Source organism: Chryseobacterium sp. SC28, assembly GCF_003932955.1.
Taxonomy (GTDB): domain Bacteria; phylum Bacteroidota; class Bacteroidia; order Flavobacteriales; family Weeksellaceae; genus Epilithonimonas.
The window spans coordinates 1-16,868 of record NZ_QOVY01000017.1 but is presented as its reverse complement, the minus strand read 5'-3'; the positions used below and the strand labels follow the sequence as shown (position 1 = coordinate 16,868).

The window sequence follows — 16,868 nt, the reverse complement described above, 5'->3', positions numbered from 1 at the left end:
ATCTAATTTCAAAATGAGGAGCACGATTTTAAGATTTTTTTAACAAAATCAACGCAGGGTATTTTGATAGGTTTCAACCGTTTATCATCGCAAAATTCTTACTTTTGTTCCTATGACTTCTACCGACAAAAGATTATATCTCATCGATGCGTACGCCATGATTTTTCGTGGCTATTTTGCCTTCATCAAAAATCCCAGAATCACGACAAAGGGCGTCAACACATCGGCCATATTCGGATTTACAAATTCGCTGATCGAATTGATAAAAAGAGATCGTCCCACGCACCTGGCCGTCGTTTTCGATGTGGGCAGAACCAACGTTCGCCACGATGATTATGCAGAATACAAAGCCAACCGCTTGGAAACTCCCGAACCCATTTTGCTCGCCAAACCCTTTATCCATGATATTTTAAAAGCGATGCATATTCCCATTTTAGGAGTCGAGGGCTATGAGGCAGATGACGTCATTGGGACGATTGCCTGCAAAGCCGAAAAACAAGGTTATGATGTCTTTATGGTGACGCCCGACAAGGATTTTGCACAGCTGGTAACAGATAAAATTAAAATTTATAAGCCCGGACTGAAAGGTGGCGACATCGAAATCCTCGGCGTAGAAGAAGTCAAAGCAAAATACGAAATCAGTGACCCGAAACAGATCATAGATTATCTCGGAATGATGGGCGATTCTGTTGATAATATCCCCGGGTTGGACGGCGTGGGCGACAAAACCGCACGAAAATTCATTCAAGAATTTGGGTCGATGGAAAATCTGCTCGCCAATACCCACAAACTGCAAGGAAAAATGAAGGAAAAAGTGGAAGCCAGCGCCGAACGTGGAATTTTGTCTAAGAAATTGGCCACCATTATTTGCGATGCACCCATCGAATTTATCGAAGAGCAATACGATCTGGATGTGCCTGATTTTGAAAAAGTTAAAGAAATTTTCGACGAATTAGAATTTCGCAGGTTGTACGAAAATCTCTACCGCGCCTTTGCCAACAAAGAATATGTGGAGGAATTGATGGAAGTCGAAAATCCTACCAACGGAAAAGTTGAAACTTCCAGCGCTCCGAATAAAAACGGAATGATGGATATGTTTGCCAGCTTCGAACAATTGGAACAAGCCACGACCACCAAATCGAATATCGAAGGCAACGACCATCTTTATCAATACATCGATAATTCCAAAGCTCAGAGAATTCTTTTGGAAAATCTTCTGAAACAAAAAGCAGTCAGTTTCGATACCGAGACGACTTCGCTCAATGAGTTGGAAGCTGAACTTATCGGAATGAGTTTCTCCTACAAAAAAGGTTTAGCTTACTACATCCCAATCTCTGAAAATAAGGAAGATGCACAAAAAACTATCGAACTTTTTCGTCCGTTTTTCGAAGCTGAAAATGTCCTGAAAATTGCCCATAATCTGAAATACGATTACAAAGTTCTGCAGAACTATAATATCGAAGTCCAGGGAAAAATCTTTGATACGATGATCGCGCATTATCTTCTGAATCCCGACGGCCGGCACGGAATGGATTACTTGGCCGAAATGTATCTCGATTACAAACCGGTTTCCATAGAATCGCTCATCGGAAAAAAAGGAAAAAATCAGCTGACGCTTCGGGAAGTGGATCTCGAAACGCAAACCGCTTATGCAGCCGAAGATGCGGATGTTACCTTTCAGTTATACGAATTATTTGCGCCCCAATTAATTAAAGAAAATCTGGAAGAATTGTTTTATAAAGTCGAAATGCCGTTGATGAAAGTGCTTGCCAAAATGGAATTGACGGGCGTGAAACTGGACAGCAACTGGCTGGCGCAAGAAAGCATTGATCTGGAAAATGATTTGCGAGTTTTGGAAACGAAGATTTTTGAATTGTCCGGAGAAAACTTTAATATGAATTCGCCGAAGCAGTTGGGTGAAATTCTTTTCGATAAAATGCAACTCGATCCGAAAGCGAAGAAAACCAAAACCGGACAGTACGCCACTTCTGAAGATGTGCTTCAAAAATTGTCCTCAAAACACGAAATCATTGGTTTGATTTTGGAATACAGGACTTTACAAAAACTGAAATCGACTTATGTTGATGCTTTACCGGGTCAAATTGATAAAAAAGATGGCCGCGTCCATACCACTTTTGCACAAACTGTGGCCGCAACCGGCCGCTTGGCAAGCCTGAATCCAAACCTACAGAATATTCCGATCCGAACTTTGAGAGGTCAGCAAATCCGGGGTGCGTTTGTTTCTGATGAAGGAAAAAAAATCATTTCTGCCGATTATTCTCAAATAGAATTAAGATTAATTGCCGAAATTTCCGGTGAGCAAAATATGATTGCGGCTTTCCAAAATGGAGAAGATATTCACGCTTCCACCGCCGCAAAATTATTTAATGTGGCCTTGGAAGAAGTGACAAAAATCCAAAGAAGCCAAGCAAAAACAGTCAATTTTGGAATTATTTATGGACAAGGAGCCTTTGGATTGGCCGATCAAACCGGACTTTCCAGATCCGAAGCGAAGAAAATGATCGATGCCTATTTTGAATCTTATCCGAGATTGAAGGAATATATGAATGAGCAGATCGAAAAAGCCAGAAAGTTGGGCTACGTCGAAACGATACTTGGCAGAAAACGCCATTTGAAAGATATTAATTCCACCAATTTTGTTGTGAAAGGCCACGCAGAAAGAAACGCTGTGAACGCGCCAATCCAAGGAAGTGCAGCCGATATAATCAAACTCGCGATGATAAAAATTGATGAAGAATTGGAAACTCAAAACCTTGAAACCAAAATGCTTCTGCAGGTTCACGATGAGTTACTTTTCGAAGCGCCGATTGATGAAGTTGAAACGGCAATGTCGTTAATTAAAAAAGAAATGGAATCTGCTTTTGTGACAACGGTTCCGCTGTTGGTGGAAGTTGGTGTCGGGAATAACTGGCTGGAAGCGCATTAGAAATTGCCAGTGATAAAAAATGATTGCAAAAGATAGCCGCAAAGAATGGAATGCCGAATTAGCTTAAAAAAATAAACAGATGATTACACTTATCATTCCCAAACTTCCTTTTATTAATAAGGAAGAAACGCTGGATTACTATTCCAAATTAGGTTTTGAGATGGTTGCGGATTACGGCGATTATCTGATCGCAAAATATCAGGAATTGGAAATTCATTTTTTCAGATTTGAAACTTTGCAGCCGGAAAAGTCAGATTTTATGATTTATCTGAGAATCGATAATGACGTTGAAAAGTTTTATCAAGAGATTCAAAATCAGGGCATCGAAATTCATCCCAACGGAAAACTGGAAACCAAACCTTGGAAAATGAAAGAGTTTTCTTTACTAGATCCCAACGGAACATTGTTGAGTTTCGGAGCGGCTATTTAGAATTTTGTAACAAACTTTTTATAATACCGACTTAATATTAAATTTATTCTATGAAAAATTTAAAACTATACGGATTGCTTGCCGGTTTTGCGCTTTTGCAAAGCTGCGCGACCACGAAAAATTTTACGTACGAAGGCAAAGGTTTCAAAAATGCCTACAACAGCATTACCGCTGCCGAACTGAAAACAGACCTTTACGTGATTGCGGCGGATGATATGGAAGGACGCGACACCGGAAGCGCCGGACAAAAGAAAGCCGGACTGTACATCATCGATCAATACAAGAAAAACAGGATTAATTTTCCTACCGCTTTAGGATCGTATTATCAAAAAGTGCCAGCAGAAGCGATGAAAAAATATGGCGAAACGCTGCCGGATTCTGAAAATATTATGGCATATATCGAAGGAAGCGAAAAACCAAACGAAGTGCTTGTAGTTTCTGCACATTACGACCACGTCGGAACTAAAAATGGCGTGGTTTTCAACGGCGCGGATGACGATGGAAGCGGCACTGTTGCTGTGATGGAGATTGCCGAGGCGTTCCAGGAAGCTAAGAAAAAAGGCTATGGTCCCAAAAGATCGATTCTTTTTCTGCACGTCACAGGCGAGGAGCATGGGCTTTTCGGCTCCGAATATTATTCCAATAATCCGGTTTTTCCTTTAGCAAACACCGTGGCCGATCTTAATATTGATATGATTGGGCGCGATGATTTGGAAAACCGCGGCAAGCAATATGTGTACGTCATCGGTTCGGAAATGTTGAGTTCAGATTTGAAGAAAATAAATGTGGCAGCAAACGAAAAGACGGTCAATCTGGAACTCAATTATAAATATGACGATCCGAAAGATCCACAAAGGTTGTATTACAGATCGGATCATTACAACTTTGCAAAGCATAATATTCCCGTGGCATTCTTCTTTGACGGCATCCACGAAGACTATCACAAATCGACCGACGATCCCGATAAAATAGATTATCCGCTATTGCAGAAAAGGGCTCAACTGGTTTTTGCGACGGCTTGGGAACTGGCAAACCGGCCGGAAAGAATCAAAGTGGACGGCACCAATAGCAGATAAATTACAGATTTTCGGAATTGATAGACAATTGAAAAAGACGACTTAATGGTCGTCTTTTTGGGTTTCTGTTCGAAATCTATTGGTCTAAATCGGATTGTTTAATTTTATCATCAGTCAAAAACCTGTAGAGATAGGGCGCTTTGTTTGCCGAACCGTTGTAATGCTTTTCGAGCCTTTCCAAGATGTTCATTCCCAATATTTTGCGTTGGAAATTGTTGCGCCTCAATGGTTCGCCCAGAATAGATTCGTAAAGATTCTGAAGTTCTTTCATCGTGAATTTGTCGGGAAGCAGATTGCTGCCCATCACTTGATAATCGATATTTTTTCTCAGATAGAGTAGTCCTTTTTCTATCATTTCCTGATGGTCAAAAGCCATATTGGGCAGCTCGTTGACATCAAACCATTGGCAAACTTCGTTAAAGGAATCGGGAAATGTATGAGTCAGTGTATAATCGATTAATGCGCAATAACCGACGGAAATGAAACGTTGGTAGATCCAGTGATTGGGTTCTACTTCTATATTTTTATTTTCGAGCAGTTTGCGATGGGTGTTGTTCTCTGTTCTTTTGATGTCTCCAAAGGTGTAAAACTGTTCCAGAAAAACATCAGAAAGATGCGTTCTTTCGTAGAGTGTTCTGGCGGCAGCATCATTCAGGTTTTCGTCGTTGTAAATAAAACCGCCCGGCACCGACCAGAGATCCAGATCGTGGTACTTCAGCAGCAGCACTTTGAGTGTGTCCTTATGAAAGCCGAAAATCACGCAATCCACGGAAACATGCGCTACAAAATCTTTTGTTTCTATTAATTCCCTTAAGGTTTGTTTACTCTTTTTGTTCTCGATCATGGCCTAATGTAGTTGAATTAAGAAAAAACGAAAGTCCAAATATAAATAATAATGGCAATAAAATAAAGGCCGGATAAAGATTACTTAAATTCTTGTGAAAAACCATCGCCATATACCAGGATCCTATAGAACTGCCCAAGGACGAGAAAATCACCACTAAGGAAACCAACAAATGTGCCTTGTCCTTGGAAACAAGATTCAGAATCTCGGAACTGTAAAGCGGAAAAAGCGGCGAAAGAAATAAACCAACCAAAGGAATCAGGAATACCAGCAGAAATTGCAAATCCCCATCCATAGACGAAATCATAAACTGACCGATCATCAATATGGAAAATACTGCTCCCAAACAAACTAACACCAATCTGAACCAGTGAAATCTCAATATCAACCGACTGGTCAGGACTCTGCCAAAAAAAGAAAACAGAGCCAAAAATGCCGATGCCTGCAAGGCGAAATAGGAATTAAGATGCAGATTGTTGCGGTAAAAGCTTGGAAGCCAAGAATTAAAACTCTGTTCCACGAAAATGATAAAGAAAACAATGATGAAGAAATAAATAATCTTTGGTTGCAAAAAATAGTGCCATCCGGCGGATTGTTTCTTCGATTCCGAATGAGATTCCTCATCGATCCTAACAGAGCGCAACAGCCATAGAGTGACCAAACTGAGGAGCGCAATTATCCAAAATCCAAATTTCCAATACACCGCAAAATCACTGGTCAGCAAAGTTCCGAAACCGATATTGACAAAAAATATGCCGATCATAAAAGAAGCATCCACGCGGAGAATGGCGCTGGAAAGCCGCCCATCCTTAAAATTATTTCTAATGATGCTGAAGACGGAAATCTTTGCCACCGCAAAACTCACACCAACAATACTAAGCCAAATTTTGAAAAACCAAAAGGCATCCACCAGCGGTAAGGCGATGCAGCTGAGAAGAACAAAGATTAATGAAAAAGTGAGGGCATTCTTGTTGCCTGTTTTTCTAATTAAGTTGACACAGAATAAGGAGACGATGGCCATCGGAATATCTTTAAAAAATTCCAAAAAACCCAATCCTTTATAGGAAATCTGAGTGGAGAGTTGCAGAATAATGACCCCCATACTGTTCAGCAACATAGAGAAAATCAGAAAACTGAATATTAAGGGGAGTAATATGCTTTTGTTCTTAATATTCATTTAATGATAACTTAACTTTTGTTAATAAATAAGTGGCATTTTTGGGGATTCCAAATGTACAATTTTTTTACTTATCCTTATCAAAATCATTCGTAAAAGCGCATTAATATTGGAAAAATAAAAAAAATAAAAAAATATTTTGATATGTAAAAAAATAAATTACTTTTATTGTCTCAATATGAGATTAACAAAAAATTAATTAAAATATGAACTTAAAGTATTCAAAATGTCTCGGATTAGCAGCTGTACTTTATTTTGCAGCCAACTATTCTGCACAGCAGGTTACTGACACAATTTCTCAGGAAAAAACCATTGAGGAAGTGGTCGTCATTGGTTACGGTACCCAGAAAAAAAGTAACGTTACGGGCGCAATCTCGAGTCTAAAAGCTTCGGACATTGAAGATATGCCGGCAGGAAAACCGGAACAGGTCTTGCAAGGTAGAGCAGCCGGGGTTTCTGTGGTTTCCAATTCCGGCCAGCCGGGATCTGCGGCCACAGTACGGGTGCGTGGGGTTACCAGTTTTGGAGCCGGTAGTAATGATCCGCTTTGGGTCGTCGACGGAATTGTCGTCGATAATATCGGCTGGCTCAACCAATCGGATATCGAGAATATCGAAGTATTGAAAGATGGTGCTTCTGCAGCGATTTATGGTGTGTCTTCAGCCAAGGGCGTTATATTGGTTACCACCAAGAAGGGTACGAAAGGAAAACTTTCCTTAAACTATAACGGATTTTTAGGCGTTGGCAGTGCCGCCAGAAAATTAGATCTGCTGAATGCCACCCAGTACGCCACCATCATGAACGAGGCCAGAGTAAACGACGGAAAAGCCCCTTTGTTTAATGATCCCGCCTCTTACGGATCGGGAACCGATTGGCAAGATTTAATCTTCAATTCTGCACAACGAGAATCCCACGAAATAAGTGTCAATGGTGGCAGTGACAAATCTACATTTTTCGCATCCGTAGGATATTATAACCAAGAAGGGATTGTAATGAGAGACATCTCCAATTACAAACGGCTAAACGCGAGGATAAACTCGACCCATAAGGTTACTAACTGGCTGAGTGTGGGACAAACCTTTGCCTATACGCATACCAAATCGGCAGGCGTAAATGCAAACACGGAATATGGAGGACCTCTTAGTTCTGCCGTAAATTTGGATCCCATTACGCCGGCCATCGTAAATGATATGAGCCAAGTCAATCCCGGACACTATACCAGTCCCTACATTGTAAGAGATCCGCGGACAGGCAATCCATACGGAATCTCGCCGTATGTACAACAAGAAATTACAAATCCCTTAGCATACCGCTATACCCAACTCGGAAGATATAATTATTCCGATGATTTTATTGGAAATGTCTTTGTGGAAATAAAACCCATTGAACATTTTGCTGTAAGATCCACTATGAACGGGAAGCTATCTTACTGGGGCAGCCAAGGATTTACACCCCTTTATTACTTAAGTCCTACTTTTCAGAATACTATCAATAACAATCTTAACAGAACCAGTCAAAAGAAATTTGAATGGAGCACAGAGAATACGCTTACTTACCAAAATCAGTTTGGACAACATAGTATCAGCGCACTCGCAGGGCAGGGCTATTATGAATATGATATTTCCAGCGGGAGCAGTGTAACGTATCAAGGCTTGCCTATTACAAACTATCAGGACGCTTCATTCAATTTTGATACGCCCACTGCCAATATAACAGCCTCTGCCTGGGATGGGATTCAAGCGCATAAAGCTTCCTATTTTGGTCGTTTGATTTATGATTTTGATAACCGGTATTTACTTACAGGTACCATCCGTAGGGACGGCTCTTCAAGATTTGGAAAAAATGAACACTGGGGCAATTTTCCTTCGTTCTCTGTGGGTTGGAATGTCTCCAATGAATCCTTCTGGAAAGACAATGACATCATCAACACTTTGAAACTGCGCGGTGGCTACGGGGTTTTGGGAAATGACAATTTTGACAACTTCATGTATGCAAGTTTCGTACGGGGCGGTAATAATTATACCTTCATCGATGATGCGGGAATTACGCACGTCACTTCCGGATATGCACCCACAACATTGGAAAATCCCGATTTGAGATGGGAGGAGACGAAGCAGAGCAACATCGCAGCCGATATCAAGTTTTTGAGAAATTTTGATTTGACCGTCGATTTTTATCAAAAAAAGACGACCGGGATCTTAAGACAAATTACGATTCCTGGTTATGTGGGTGCTACCAATAAACCTTGGAGAAATGTCGGTGATATGAAAAACCAAGGTATTGAAGCTAGTTTAGGGTACAAAAAAAATTGGGAAGATTTCGGAATATCTGTGAACGGCAACTTTGCTTATCTCAAAAACGAAATCACAAAACTTGAAGATGGTCTTGAATATATTGATGGAGCCGGATTCCAATCTATGGGCGCGGTTCAAAGTATGCAGGTTGGCTATCCTTACAGCTCATTCTTTGGGCTTAAAACCGCTGGTATATTTCAAAATCAAGCAGAAATCAATTCTTATTTAAATTCATCCGGACAATTGATACAACCAAATGCCAAACCGGGCGACTTCCGTTGGATAGATAAAAATGGAGATGGCAAAATCGACCAATCCGACAGAACCTATTTGGGAAATTCCTTACCCAAATATACCTTTGGATTTACAGTCAATTTAAATTACAAGAATTTCGATATGATGGTCTTCGCACAAGGGCAGGCAGGAAACAAGATTTTCCAAGGACTAAGAAGACTGGATATCCCCAATGCGAACTTCCAGACTGCCATCTTGGACCGTTGGGTCGGAGAGGGAACTTCTAATTCGACGCCCAGAGCCACTCAGGACGATCCGAATAAAAATTACTCGTATATGTCTGACTTCTATTTACAAAAAGGAGACTATCTGCGGTTGAAGCTGGTGCAAGTGGGTTATACCCTACCGAAAGAGATCACGCAAGTGCTTGGAACTTCTAAAATCAGATTTTATATCACGGCAGAGAACTTGGTAACCTTTACAGATTATACGGGCTATGATCCGGAAATTGCAGGTGGAGACACTTTAGGAATAGACAGAGCCTACTATCCACAAGCAAGAACCTTTTTATTGGGTGCAAATGTTCAATTTTAATACTTAAAAAAATGAAAAATAAAAAATATTTAACTAAGTACATCAGCATAGCATTGATTAGTGCAGGTATTATGGGCTTTGTGTCTTGCAGCGATTCCAATCTTGAGGACGTACAGAATTTGGGAGCTTTTGATACCAATAATTATTACAAAACAGAAGCCGAATGTTTTAGCGGTGTCGTAGCAACCTACGATGTGATGAGAAAGTATGCAGGCGGTTTTGAAAATATGGTGACTTTTTTTAATGCCGCGTCAGACGATTTTTATTCCGGAGGTGGGAGTTCGTCAGATGGAGCGGGCATTCAGGGCTTTTCAAATTACACCATCAATTCCACGATTATGCCGGGAAGCTATTGGAATGATTTTTATCAAGGAATCGCCAGAGCCAACATCATCATACAAAAAGTGCCTGATGCTAATATCTCGGAGGACATCAAAAAAAGGTTCATAGCCGAATCTAAAGTCTTGAGATCGCTCTATTATTTTGAATTATTGAGAATGTTCAAAAATATTCCCTTGATTTTAGAACCCGTCAAAGCAAGCGATGACTACTACCATATTCCGCAAGCAGCTCCGGAAGCAGTCTATGAACAGATAGAACAAGACATTCTGTCTTCTATAGACGCTTTGCCGATGACCGTTTCGGGCGTTGATAGAGGAAGAATGACCCAAGGGTCTGCAAGAGCCATACTTGGAAAAATCTATCTGTACGACAATAAGATGAATCTTGCCGCCGAACAACTTTCACAAGTCAATGGTACACCGGGACAAGTAAGCCAATATGGTTACAAATTAGTAGCCAACTATGCAGATCTTTGGAAAGTGGATAACAAATTTACTACCGAAGCCATTGTTGAAGTAATGCATACCAATGAATCACTTAACGATTGGGGCTTTTGGGGATCCGGCAGAGATGAAGGAAATTCTGTTTGTATTATGACAGGCTTAAGATCCTACAACAAAATAGCAGATGACGCACCGGCTATGTTTTCGGGTTGGGCATTCAATCCTATGACGGAGGATTTGTTTAATGCTTTCCAAAACGATCCGCGTGCTAATTCCACGGTTTTTAATGCCAAACAATTAGTGCAAGACAGTTTAATTACTTATACGCCGGCCTATAAAGATACAGGATATTTTCTGAAAAAATATCTGCCATACACCGCCGATATATCTACTTTGCCGGGCCCCACAGAACTTAACTTTCGTCAAAACTATATTTTAATAAGATTAGCAGATTCCTACTTGATGGAAGCTGAGGCATTAGGTGGCACGGGTGCCAGGGCTCAAGCTTTGTTAGATGCGGTTCGCTCCAGAGTGGGCTTGCCATCCGTTCCGGTATCGATGCAGGCCATCAAAGACGAAAGAAGAAAAGAACTAGCAGGGGAAGGACATCGTTGGTTTGATTTGGTAAGATGGGGAGATGCCCCTGCAAAATTAGGTCCAAGAGGATTTACCGCCGGCAAAAATGAAATATTGCCTATTCCTATCAACGAACTTGCTAACACTTCCATAAAACAGAATCCAAACTATTAAATACTACTATTATGAATATAAATTTAAAGCAGATCCTTTTCTTAGGATTATCATTATCTGCACTATCATGTGTTCCCGATAGTGTAGATGGCGATGGCAATGGCCTTGCGCCGGGAAATCTGGATGCTGCCTTCACGGTAGCAGAAACATCGGCAAATCATTATAAACTTACCGCCAAAGACCAATCTTATTTAGTTTCCCGATGGAACTTGGGAGATGGATCGGGTTTTTATAACGGAAAAATGGTAGAGGACATCTTTCTACCTGATGCCGGCGTCTATCAGGTTCAGCATCAGGCTATTGGGCAAGGTGGTATCGTTGGAGGCACGGCATCTCAAACAGTAACAGTTGCAGTGCCTGATCCTGTTGCAGGTAACCTAGTCCAGGGCGGCAAATTTCTAGATGCGGCAGATTGGAGCAAATGGACCATCAATAATACGGGTCCGGGAGCACAATGGGTTTTCACAGGACCATCTGGAAATGACCCATTTGGTAAGGCCACACTCACGGCAACCGACTCTGCAGGCCAAGGTATTTATCAGGCTATTCAGGTGGTGGCCGGCAGAAAATATAATATTGATATGGTAGCAAGCTCTACCTCGGGCTGTGTAGATACTTGGTTTGAGGTCTATTGCGGCTACAATGTGCCGATTCCGGGATCAGATTACAACGGAGATGGCACTGTTTACCGAAGCATCAATACTTGGGACGGAAGTGGTAAAGAGCCATTTTCAGGCAAGATCTCTATAATAGGTGCCGTGAATCCGAGTAAAAATTCTGGCATTTTCACAGCTACACAAAATGGTACAGTTTATCTGGGAATCAGAGGTGGCGGAGCAGACATGAAGGACGGCATTTCTATTACCAACGTAGAATTCCGAGGAACCAATTAGTTTTTTCATATTATATTTCTTAGGGTGAAAGAGGTCCTCAAAAAACCTCTTTCGTTTTTTTTCTTATTTTCAATTCAAATTCATTTTTTTTGACGAAAGGCTTGTGGAAAATTAATAAATTTCTACTGAGCTTTTCTGATTTCGATGTTACCTGACATTTAAACACCTTCAAAATGTATTATAAATCCAATAATATTTTTCGCAACAAAACATTGTTCTTCGGTTTGACCATTTTTTCACTTTTGTTTTGCCAAAGCAGCACGGTGGACGAACCCGGTCCCACGACACCTCCAACCGGCGGGAACGACAATTTTACTTCTGCCAGCTTTTGGCTTACAAAAGCAGACGAATCTGTAAAATTTCAGAAGCAACCCGATATCTTTTTTAGCAATGCTTCCAATAATTATCAAGTCCTGGAAGTAGATGCCTCCCAAAAATATCAGACCATCGACGGCTTTGGCTATACGCTCACAGGCGGAAGTGTGCAGGTTATCAACCAATTATCTCCGGCTAAGAAGGAGGAACTATTGCAAGATCTTTTTTCCACAAAAGACAATGCGATTGGTGTCAGCTATCTCAGACTAAGCATAGGCGCGTCGGATCTCAACAGTAGCGTTTTTTCGTACGATGATATGCCGCCGGGACAAACCGATGTTTCTCTATCTCATTTTTCGTTGGCGAAAGATCAGGATTTGATTGATATGCTAAAAAAAATATTAACAATCAATCCCCATATCAAAATTATCGCAACACCTTGGTCTCCACCTGTGTGGATGAAGGATAACGAGAAGTCTATTGGAGGCAGTCTATTGCCCCAATATTATAATGTTTATGCGCAATATTTTGTAAAATACATTCAGGGAATGAAAGCACAAGGAATCACCATTGATGCCATCACGCCGCAGAATGAGCCTTTGCACCCGGGGAATAATCCCAGTATGCTGATGACAGCTCCCGAGCAGGCAAATTTTATCAAAAACAATCTGGGTCCGGCTTTTCTCGCAGCCAATATCGCAACAAAGATTGTCATCTACGATCACAACTGCGACAAACCGGAATATCCAATGGAAATCTTAGCCGATGCCGATGCCGCAAAATATGTCGATGGTTCTGCTTTCCATCTCTATGCGGGCAATATTTCTGTACTGAGCAACGTTCACGCAGCTTATCCCAGCAAAAACCTCTATTTTACCGAACAGTGGACGGGCTCAACATCATCATTTTCAGGCGATTTGATTTGGCATTTAAAAAATGTAATAATCGGTTCTATGCGAAACTGGAGCAGGGTGGCACTCGAATGGAATCTTGCCAATGATCCCGGCTTCAATCCGCATACAGAGGGCGGTTGTACGCAGTGCAAAGGCGCTATCACGATTACTACGAGCGAAGCTTTCACAAAGAATGTGGCCTATTATATCATTGCGCACGCATCCAAGTTTGTTCCTCAAAATTCGCAGAGAATTGCTTCCACGCAACCTGGAAATCTAAGCTCCGTAGCCTTCGCGACGCCGGACGGCAAGACCACTTTGATTGTCCTAAACGAGGGAAGTTCCATAGAGAATTTCAACATTAAATTTAATGGTAAATCTGCTCCGGCAACTTTACCGGCGCAATCGGTCGCCACCTTTGTTTTTTAATTTTGCAAGATTGTAATTATGAATCATCATTATGAACTTTAGCAATATAAAATTTTCGACGCTTTTTTCTTTGACTTTATTGATAGGTATTTCCTGCCTTAATGAGAAAAATGCGGGAAAAGGTCAACTCGTTTTTCAAGACGAATTCAATTACCAGGGTTTACCAAATCCATCAAAATGGGAATGTGAAGTAGGAGGCGATGGTTTCGGAAATAATGAACTTCAGTTCTATACAAAAAATAGAACAGAAAATGCAAGGGTAGAAGCGGGTCATTTGATCATCGAAGCGCGGAAGGAAAAATGGGAAAACAACCATTATACTTCGGCAAAATTAACCACCAAAAATACATTTCCATTTCAGTACGGCACTATCGAGGTTCGTGCAAAACTGCCGAAAGGGAAGGGAACTTGGCCTGCTATCTGGATGCTGAGCAAGAATATGAAAAAATGGCCGGACGACGGCGAAATTGATATTATGGAGCACGTGGGCTACAACGAAGGATTTGTACACGGATCGGTGCATACCAAAAAATATAATCACGTGACCGGAACGCAGAAGACGGATACCATCATCATCAAAGATGCCACCGAAAATTTCCACGTTTACAGAGCCGACTGGACGCCCGAAAAAATCGAAATGTTTGTAGATAACCAAAAATATTTCACTTATATAAAATCTGAAACAGCCTACGAAGCGTGGCCTTTTGATCAGCCTTTTTATTTGATTCTAAATCAGGCAGTAGGAGGGAACTGGGGCGGAAAAGAGGGTGTAGATGACTCGATATATCCGCAGAAATTTTTGATAGATTACGTCAGAATTTATAAGAAATAACTAAAATAATGATGTTGAAATTCAGCATCCAACATCTTTACAAAAATGAAAAAGACCATTGTTTTATTTGTTGCTTTATCACTTGCAGTAAACCTAAGCGCGCAGAATTACTGGAACAAGGGGATGAAGGAGGGAAGAGTGATTATGACTTCCGCCAAAAGCCACGAAAAACTGACCCGAAAGGCGAACGCCGTTTTCAAAGACCTTCCTCAGCCCAAGGAAACCGACGTCTGCATTTTTGTGGATCCGGACTTCAAATACCAAAAATTAATAGGTATTGGAGGCGCTATCACGGATGCCTCTGCAGAAGTCTTTGCCAAAATTCCGGAAGCAAAGCAGAAAGAATTCATCGAATCGTATTATGGAAAATCGGGGATAGGGTACAACCTGATCCGAACCAATATGAACTCCTGCGACTTCTCCAGCGATAGTTACACCTACGTAGACGATCAAGATCAATCGCTGAGTTCCTTCAACGTAAGGCACGACGAAAAGTACAAAATTCCATTGATCCAATTGGCACAAAAGGCCATCGATCCGAAGGATTTCAAATTTTATTTCAGTCCGTGGAGCCCACCGGCTTGGATGAAATCTAATAATGATATGCTGAAAGGCGGAAAATTATTGGAGAAATACTACCAGACTTGGGCCAATTATTATGTTAAATTCATTCAAGCGTATGAAAAAAGAAACATTCCGGTTTGGGGACTGACCATTCAAAACGAACCGATGGCCACACAAACTTGGGAATCCTGCTTATATACGGCAGATGAGGAGGCTAAATTCTTGAAAGAAAACCTCGGCCCAACACTTTGGACGAATCATTATAAAGACAAAAAAGTGATTATTTGGGATCACAACAGAGACCTGATGTTCCAGCGGGCTACCACAACTTTACAAGATCCGGAAACCGCAAAGTACGCTTCGGGCATCGGCTATCATTGGTACGAAACGTGGCACAATAACTCTCAACTATTTGATAATGTGTCCGAAACGAGTAGGGCATTTCCTGATAAATTTCTCATCTTTACAGAAGGTTGCAAGGAAAACTTCGATTTTTCAAAAATCTATGACGTCAGCCTGGGGGAATTGTACGGACGCAATATGATCAACGATTTCAACAAGGGAACGTCGGCTTGGACCGATTGGAATATTCTGTTGGACGAAAGAGGCGGTCCCAATCACGTCGGCAATTTCTGTTTTGCGCCTGTGATTTATGATTCGAGGACTCAAGAATTGCACTATACCTATGAATATTATTACATCGGACAAATTTCCAAATATGTGAAACCCAATGCGCAACGCATCGGCACATCCACCAATAATGATTCCCTGCTGACGACCAGTTTCTTAAACGAAAATGGCGAAATCGCAGTCATCGTCATGAACGAAAAAAATGCGGATACCGATTTCTATCTCTGGATCGAGGGAAAAGCTGCAAAGCTCGCTGCACCGGCACATTCTATTCAGACTATCATTTTATAGTTATATATTATTTTCATTGGAACAGCAGCTTTTTTGGAGCTGCTGTTTTTTTATTTTAGTTTGGGTTCTATCGTTTTGCAGTCCGCGGGAGCTAGCCTTTGTCCTTTGGTAAAATTAATGGCTTTTGGAGACGAATAGACCTTCTTCGCAGCATTGGGATCTGCGTAGTCGCCAATTCCTTCCAGCAAAACGCCACTGTCCTGCAAGAAATAGATTTCTCTTTCGCTTATGACGCCTTCAGATGCAAATTTGTAATTAACTTTCAGGGTGTCACCTGTTATTTTTCCTGTGATAATGCCGCTATTAGAGTCTTTTTCAAAATTTTTGTATTTGAGTTTGCCGCGGACTTTTCCATCTTGTACTTTATAAGACAGGAAAACCGAATCCTTACCAACCGCGCTCAGATAGCAGTAATCTACATTTTCTTGTTCAGGAATAGGATTGGGGTCTTCGGAGACCGCAAGCGTATCAGGTTTTCTATTTTCGACATTTCTCTGCTTGCCGTCGTTTTTGTCGCACGAAGAGATTAGCAGAAATGCTGCAGACCAAATAAAAAAAGCATTTTTCATAATTCAGTGTAATTGATATAAGTCTGTTTAGAAAATATTGTACCATATTATTTTAGAAGTAATTTATACTATGATTATACTCTGAAAAGCAAGCGAAAGAAGATTTACAAAAAGTCCTATAATTTATATTATGTTAAATTGTAAATATCTTTTACTTTGTTTAATGACCAAAACGGACTCTTCCTATCTTACTATTAAACTAAAAAATAAACCTGTTGTGCATTTAGGATAAATTCATTTTAATTTTGTTCAAACTTCTTTTGAAAACAAAGAAATTGAGATATTGAATCATTGTAAAAGATGTGATTTTGGAGGTAATTC

Annotated in this window: 12 protein-coding genes; 9 read left to right on the top strand and 3 right to left on the bottom strand. The window is 40.8% G+C overall.

The window, feature by feature from the left end:
* Positions 1–112: 112 nt before the first annotated feature.
* From polA to DTW91_RS09775, 3 genes are all read left to right on the top strand, one after another.
* Complete coding sequence (gene polA / locus DTW91_RS09785; protein WP_125203204.1) at positions 113–2,947, top strand: DNA polymerase I; 2,835 nt, start codon at positions 113–115, stop codon at positions 2,945–2,947.
* A gap of 79 nt (positions 2,948–3,026) precedes the next feature.
* Positions 3,027–3,377 (top strand): VOC family protein, encoded by a 351-nt coding sequence (locus DTW91_RS09780; RefSeq protein ID WP_125203203.1) that lies wholly within the window; start codon positions 3,027–3,029, stop codon positions 3,375–3,377.
* Between the two features lie 50 nt (positions 3,378–3,427).
* The gene (locus tag DTW91_RS09775; RefSeq protein WP_125203202.1) at positions 3,428–4,453 is read left to right on the top strand and encodes a M28 family peptidase; all 1,026 of its coding nucleotides are present in this window, start codon (positions 3,428–3,430) and stop codon (positions 4,451–4,453) included.
* A 76-nt stretch (positions 4,454–4,529) separates the two neighbouring features.
* Here the strand turns inward: DTW91_RS09775 and DTW91_RS09770 are convergent, their stop codons facing one another.
* Both DTW91_RS09770 and DTW91_RS09765 read right to left on the bottom strand, forming a co-directional pair.
* A complete protein-coding gene (locus DTW91_RS09770) occupies positions 4,530–5,297 on the bottom strand; it encodes an NUDIX hydrolase (protein WP_125203201.1) in 768 nt (255 codons plus the stop codon).
* Positions 5,275–6,474, bottom strand: coding sequence for an MFS transporter (locus tag DTW91_RS09765; protein ID WP_125203200.1), 1,200 nt, complete (start codon positions 6,472–6,474; stop codon positions 5,275–5,277). Before DTW91_RS09765 ends, DTW91_RS09770 begins: the two co-directional genes overlap by 23 nt.
* A gap of 206 nt (positions 6,475–6,680) precedes the next feature.
* Between DTW91_RS09765 and DTW91_RS09760 the strand changes: the two genes are divergently transcribed.
* The 6 genes from DTW91_RS09760 (at position 6,681) to DTW91_RS09735 (ending at position 15,978) form a co-directional block, all read left to right on the top strand.
* A complete protein-coding gene (locus tag DTW91_RS09760; protein ID WP_125203199.1) occupies positions 6,681–9,596 on the top strand; it encodes a SusC/RagA family TonB-linked outer membrane protein in 2,916 nt (971 codons plus the stop codon).
* Between the two features lie 11 nt (positions 9,597–9,607).
* Positions 9,608–11,131, top strand: coding sequence for a RagB/SusD family nutrient uptake outer membrane protein (locus DTW91_RS09755; RefSeq protein WP_125203198.1), 1,524 nt, complete (start codon positions 9,608–9,610; stop codon positions 11,129–11,131).
* Between the two features lie 11 nt (positions 11,132–11,142).
* Positions 11,143–12,024, top strand: a complete 882-nt coding sequence (locus DTW91_RS09750; protein ID WP_125203197.1) for a hypothetical protein — start codon at positions 11,143–11,145, stop codon at positions 12,022–12,024.
* A 173-nt stretch (positions 12,025–12,197) separates the two neighbouring features.
* Complete coding sequence (locus DTW91_RS09745) at positions 12,198–13,661, top strand: glycoside hydrolase family 30 protein (protein ID WP_125203196.1); 1,464 nt, start codon at positions 12,198–12,200, stop codon at positions 13,659–13,661.
* Positions 13,662–13,692: 31 nt separating this feature from the next.
* On the top strand, positions 13,693–14,493 hold the full coding sequence (locus DTW91_RS09740) for a family 16 glycosylhydrolase (protein ID WP_125203195.1): 801 nt from the start codon (positions 13,693–13,695) through the stop codon (positions 14,491–14,493).
* A 45-nt stretch (positions 14,494–14,538) separates the two neighbouring features.
* Positions 14,539–15,978: a glycoside hydrolase family 30 protein gene (locus DTW91_RS09735; RefSeq protein WP_125203194.1), complete on the top strand. Its 1,440-nt coding sequence runs from the start codon at positions 14,539–14,541 to the stop codon at positions 15,976–15,978.
* Positions 15,979–16,028: 50 nt separating this feature from the next.
* Here the strand turns inward: DTW91_RS09735 and DTW91_RS09730 are convergent, their stop codons facing one another.
* Positions 16,029–16,547 (bottom strand): hypothetical protein, encoded by a 519-nt coding sequence (locus DTW91_RS09730; RefSeq protein ID WP_125203193.1) that lies wholly within the window; start codon positions 16,545–16,547, stop codon positions 16,029–16,031.
* Positions 16,548–16,868: the final 321 nt, after the last annotated feature.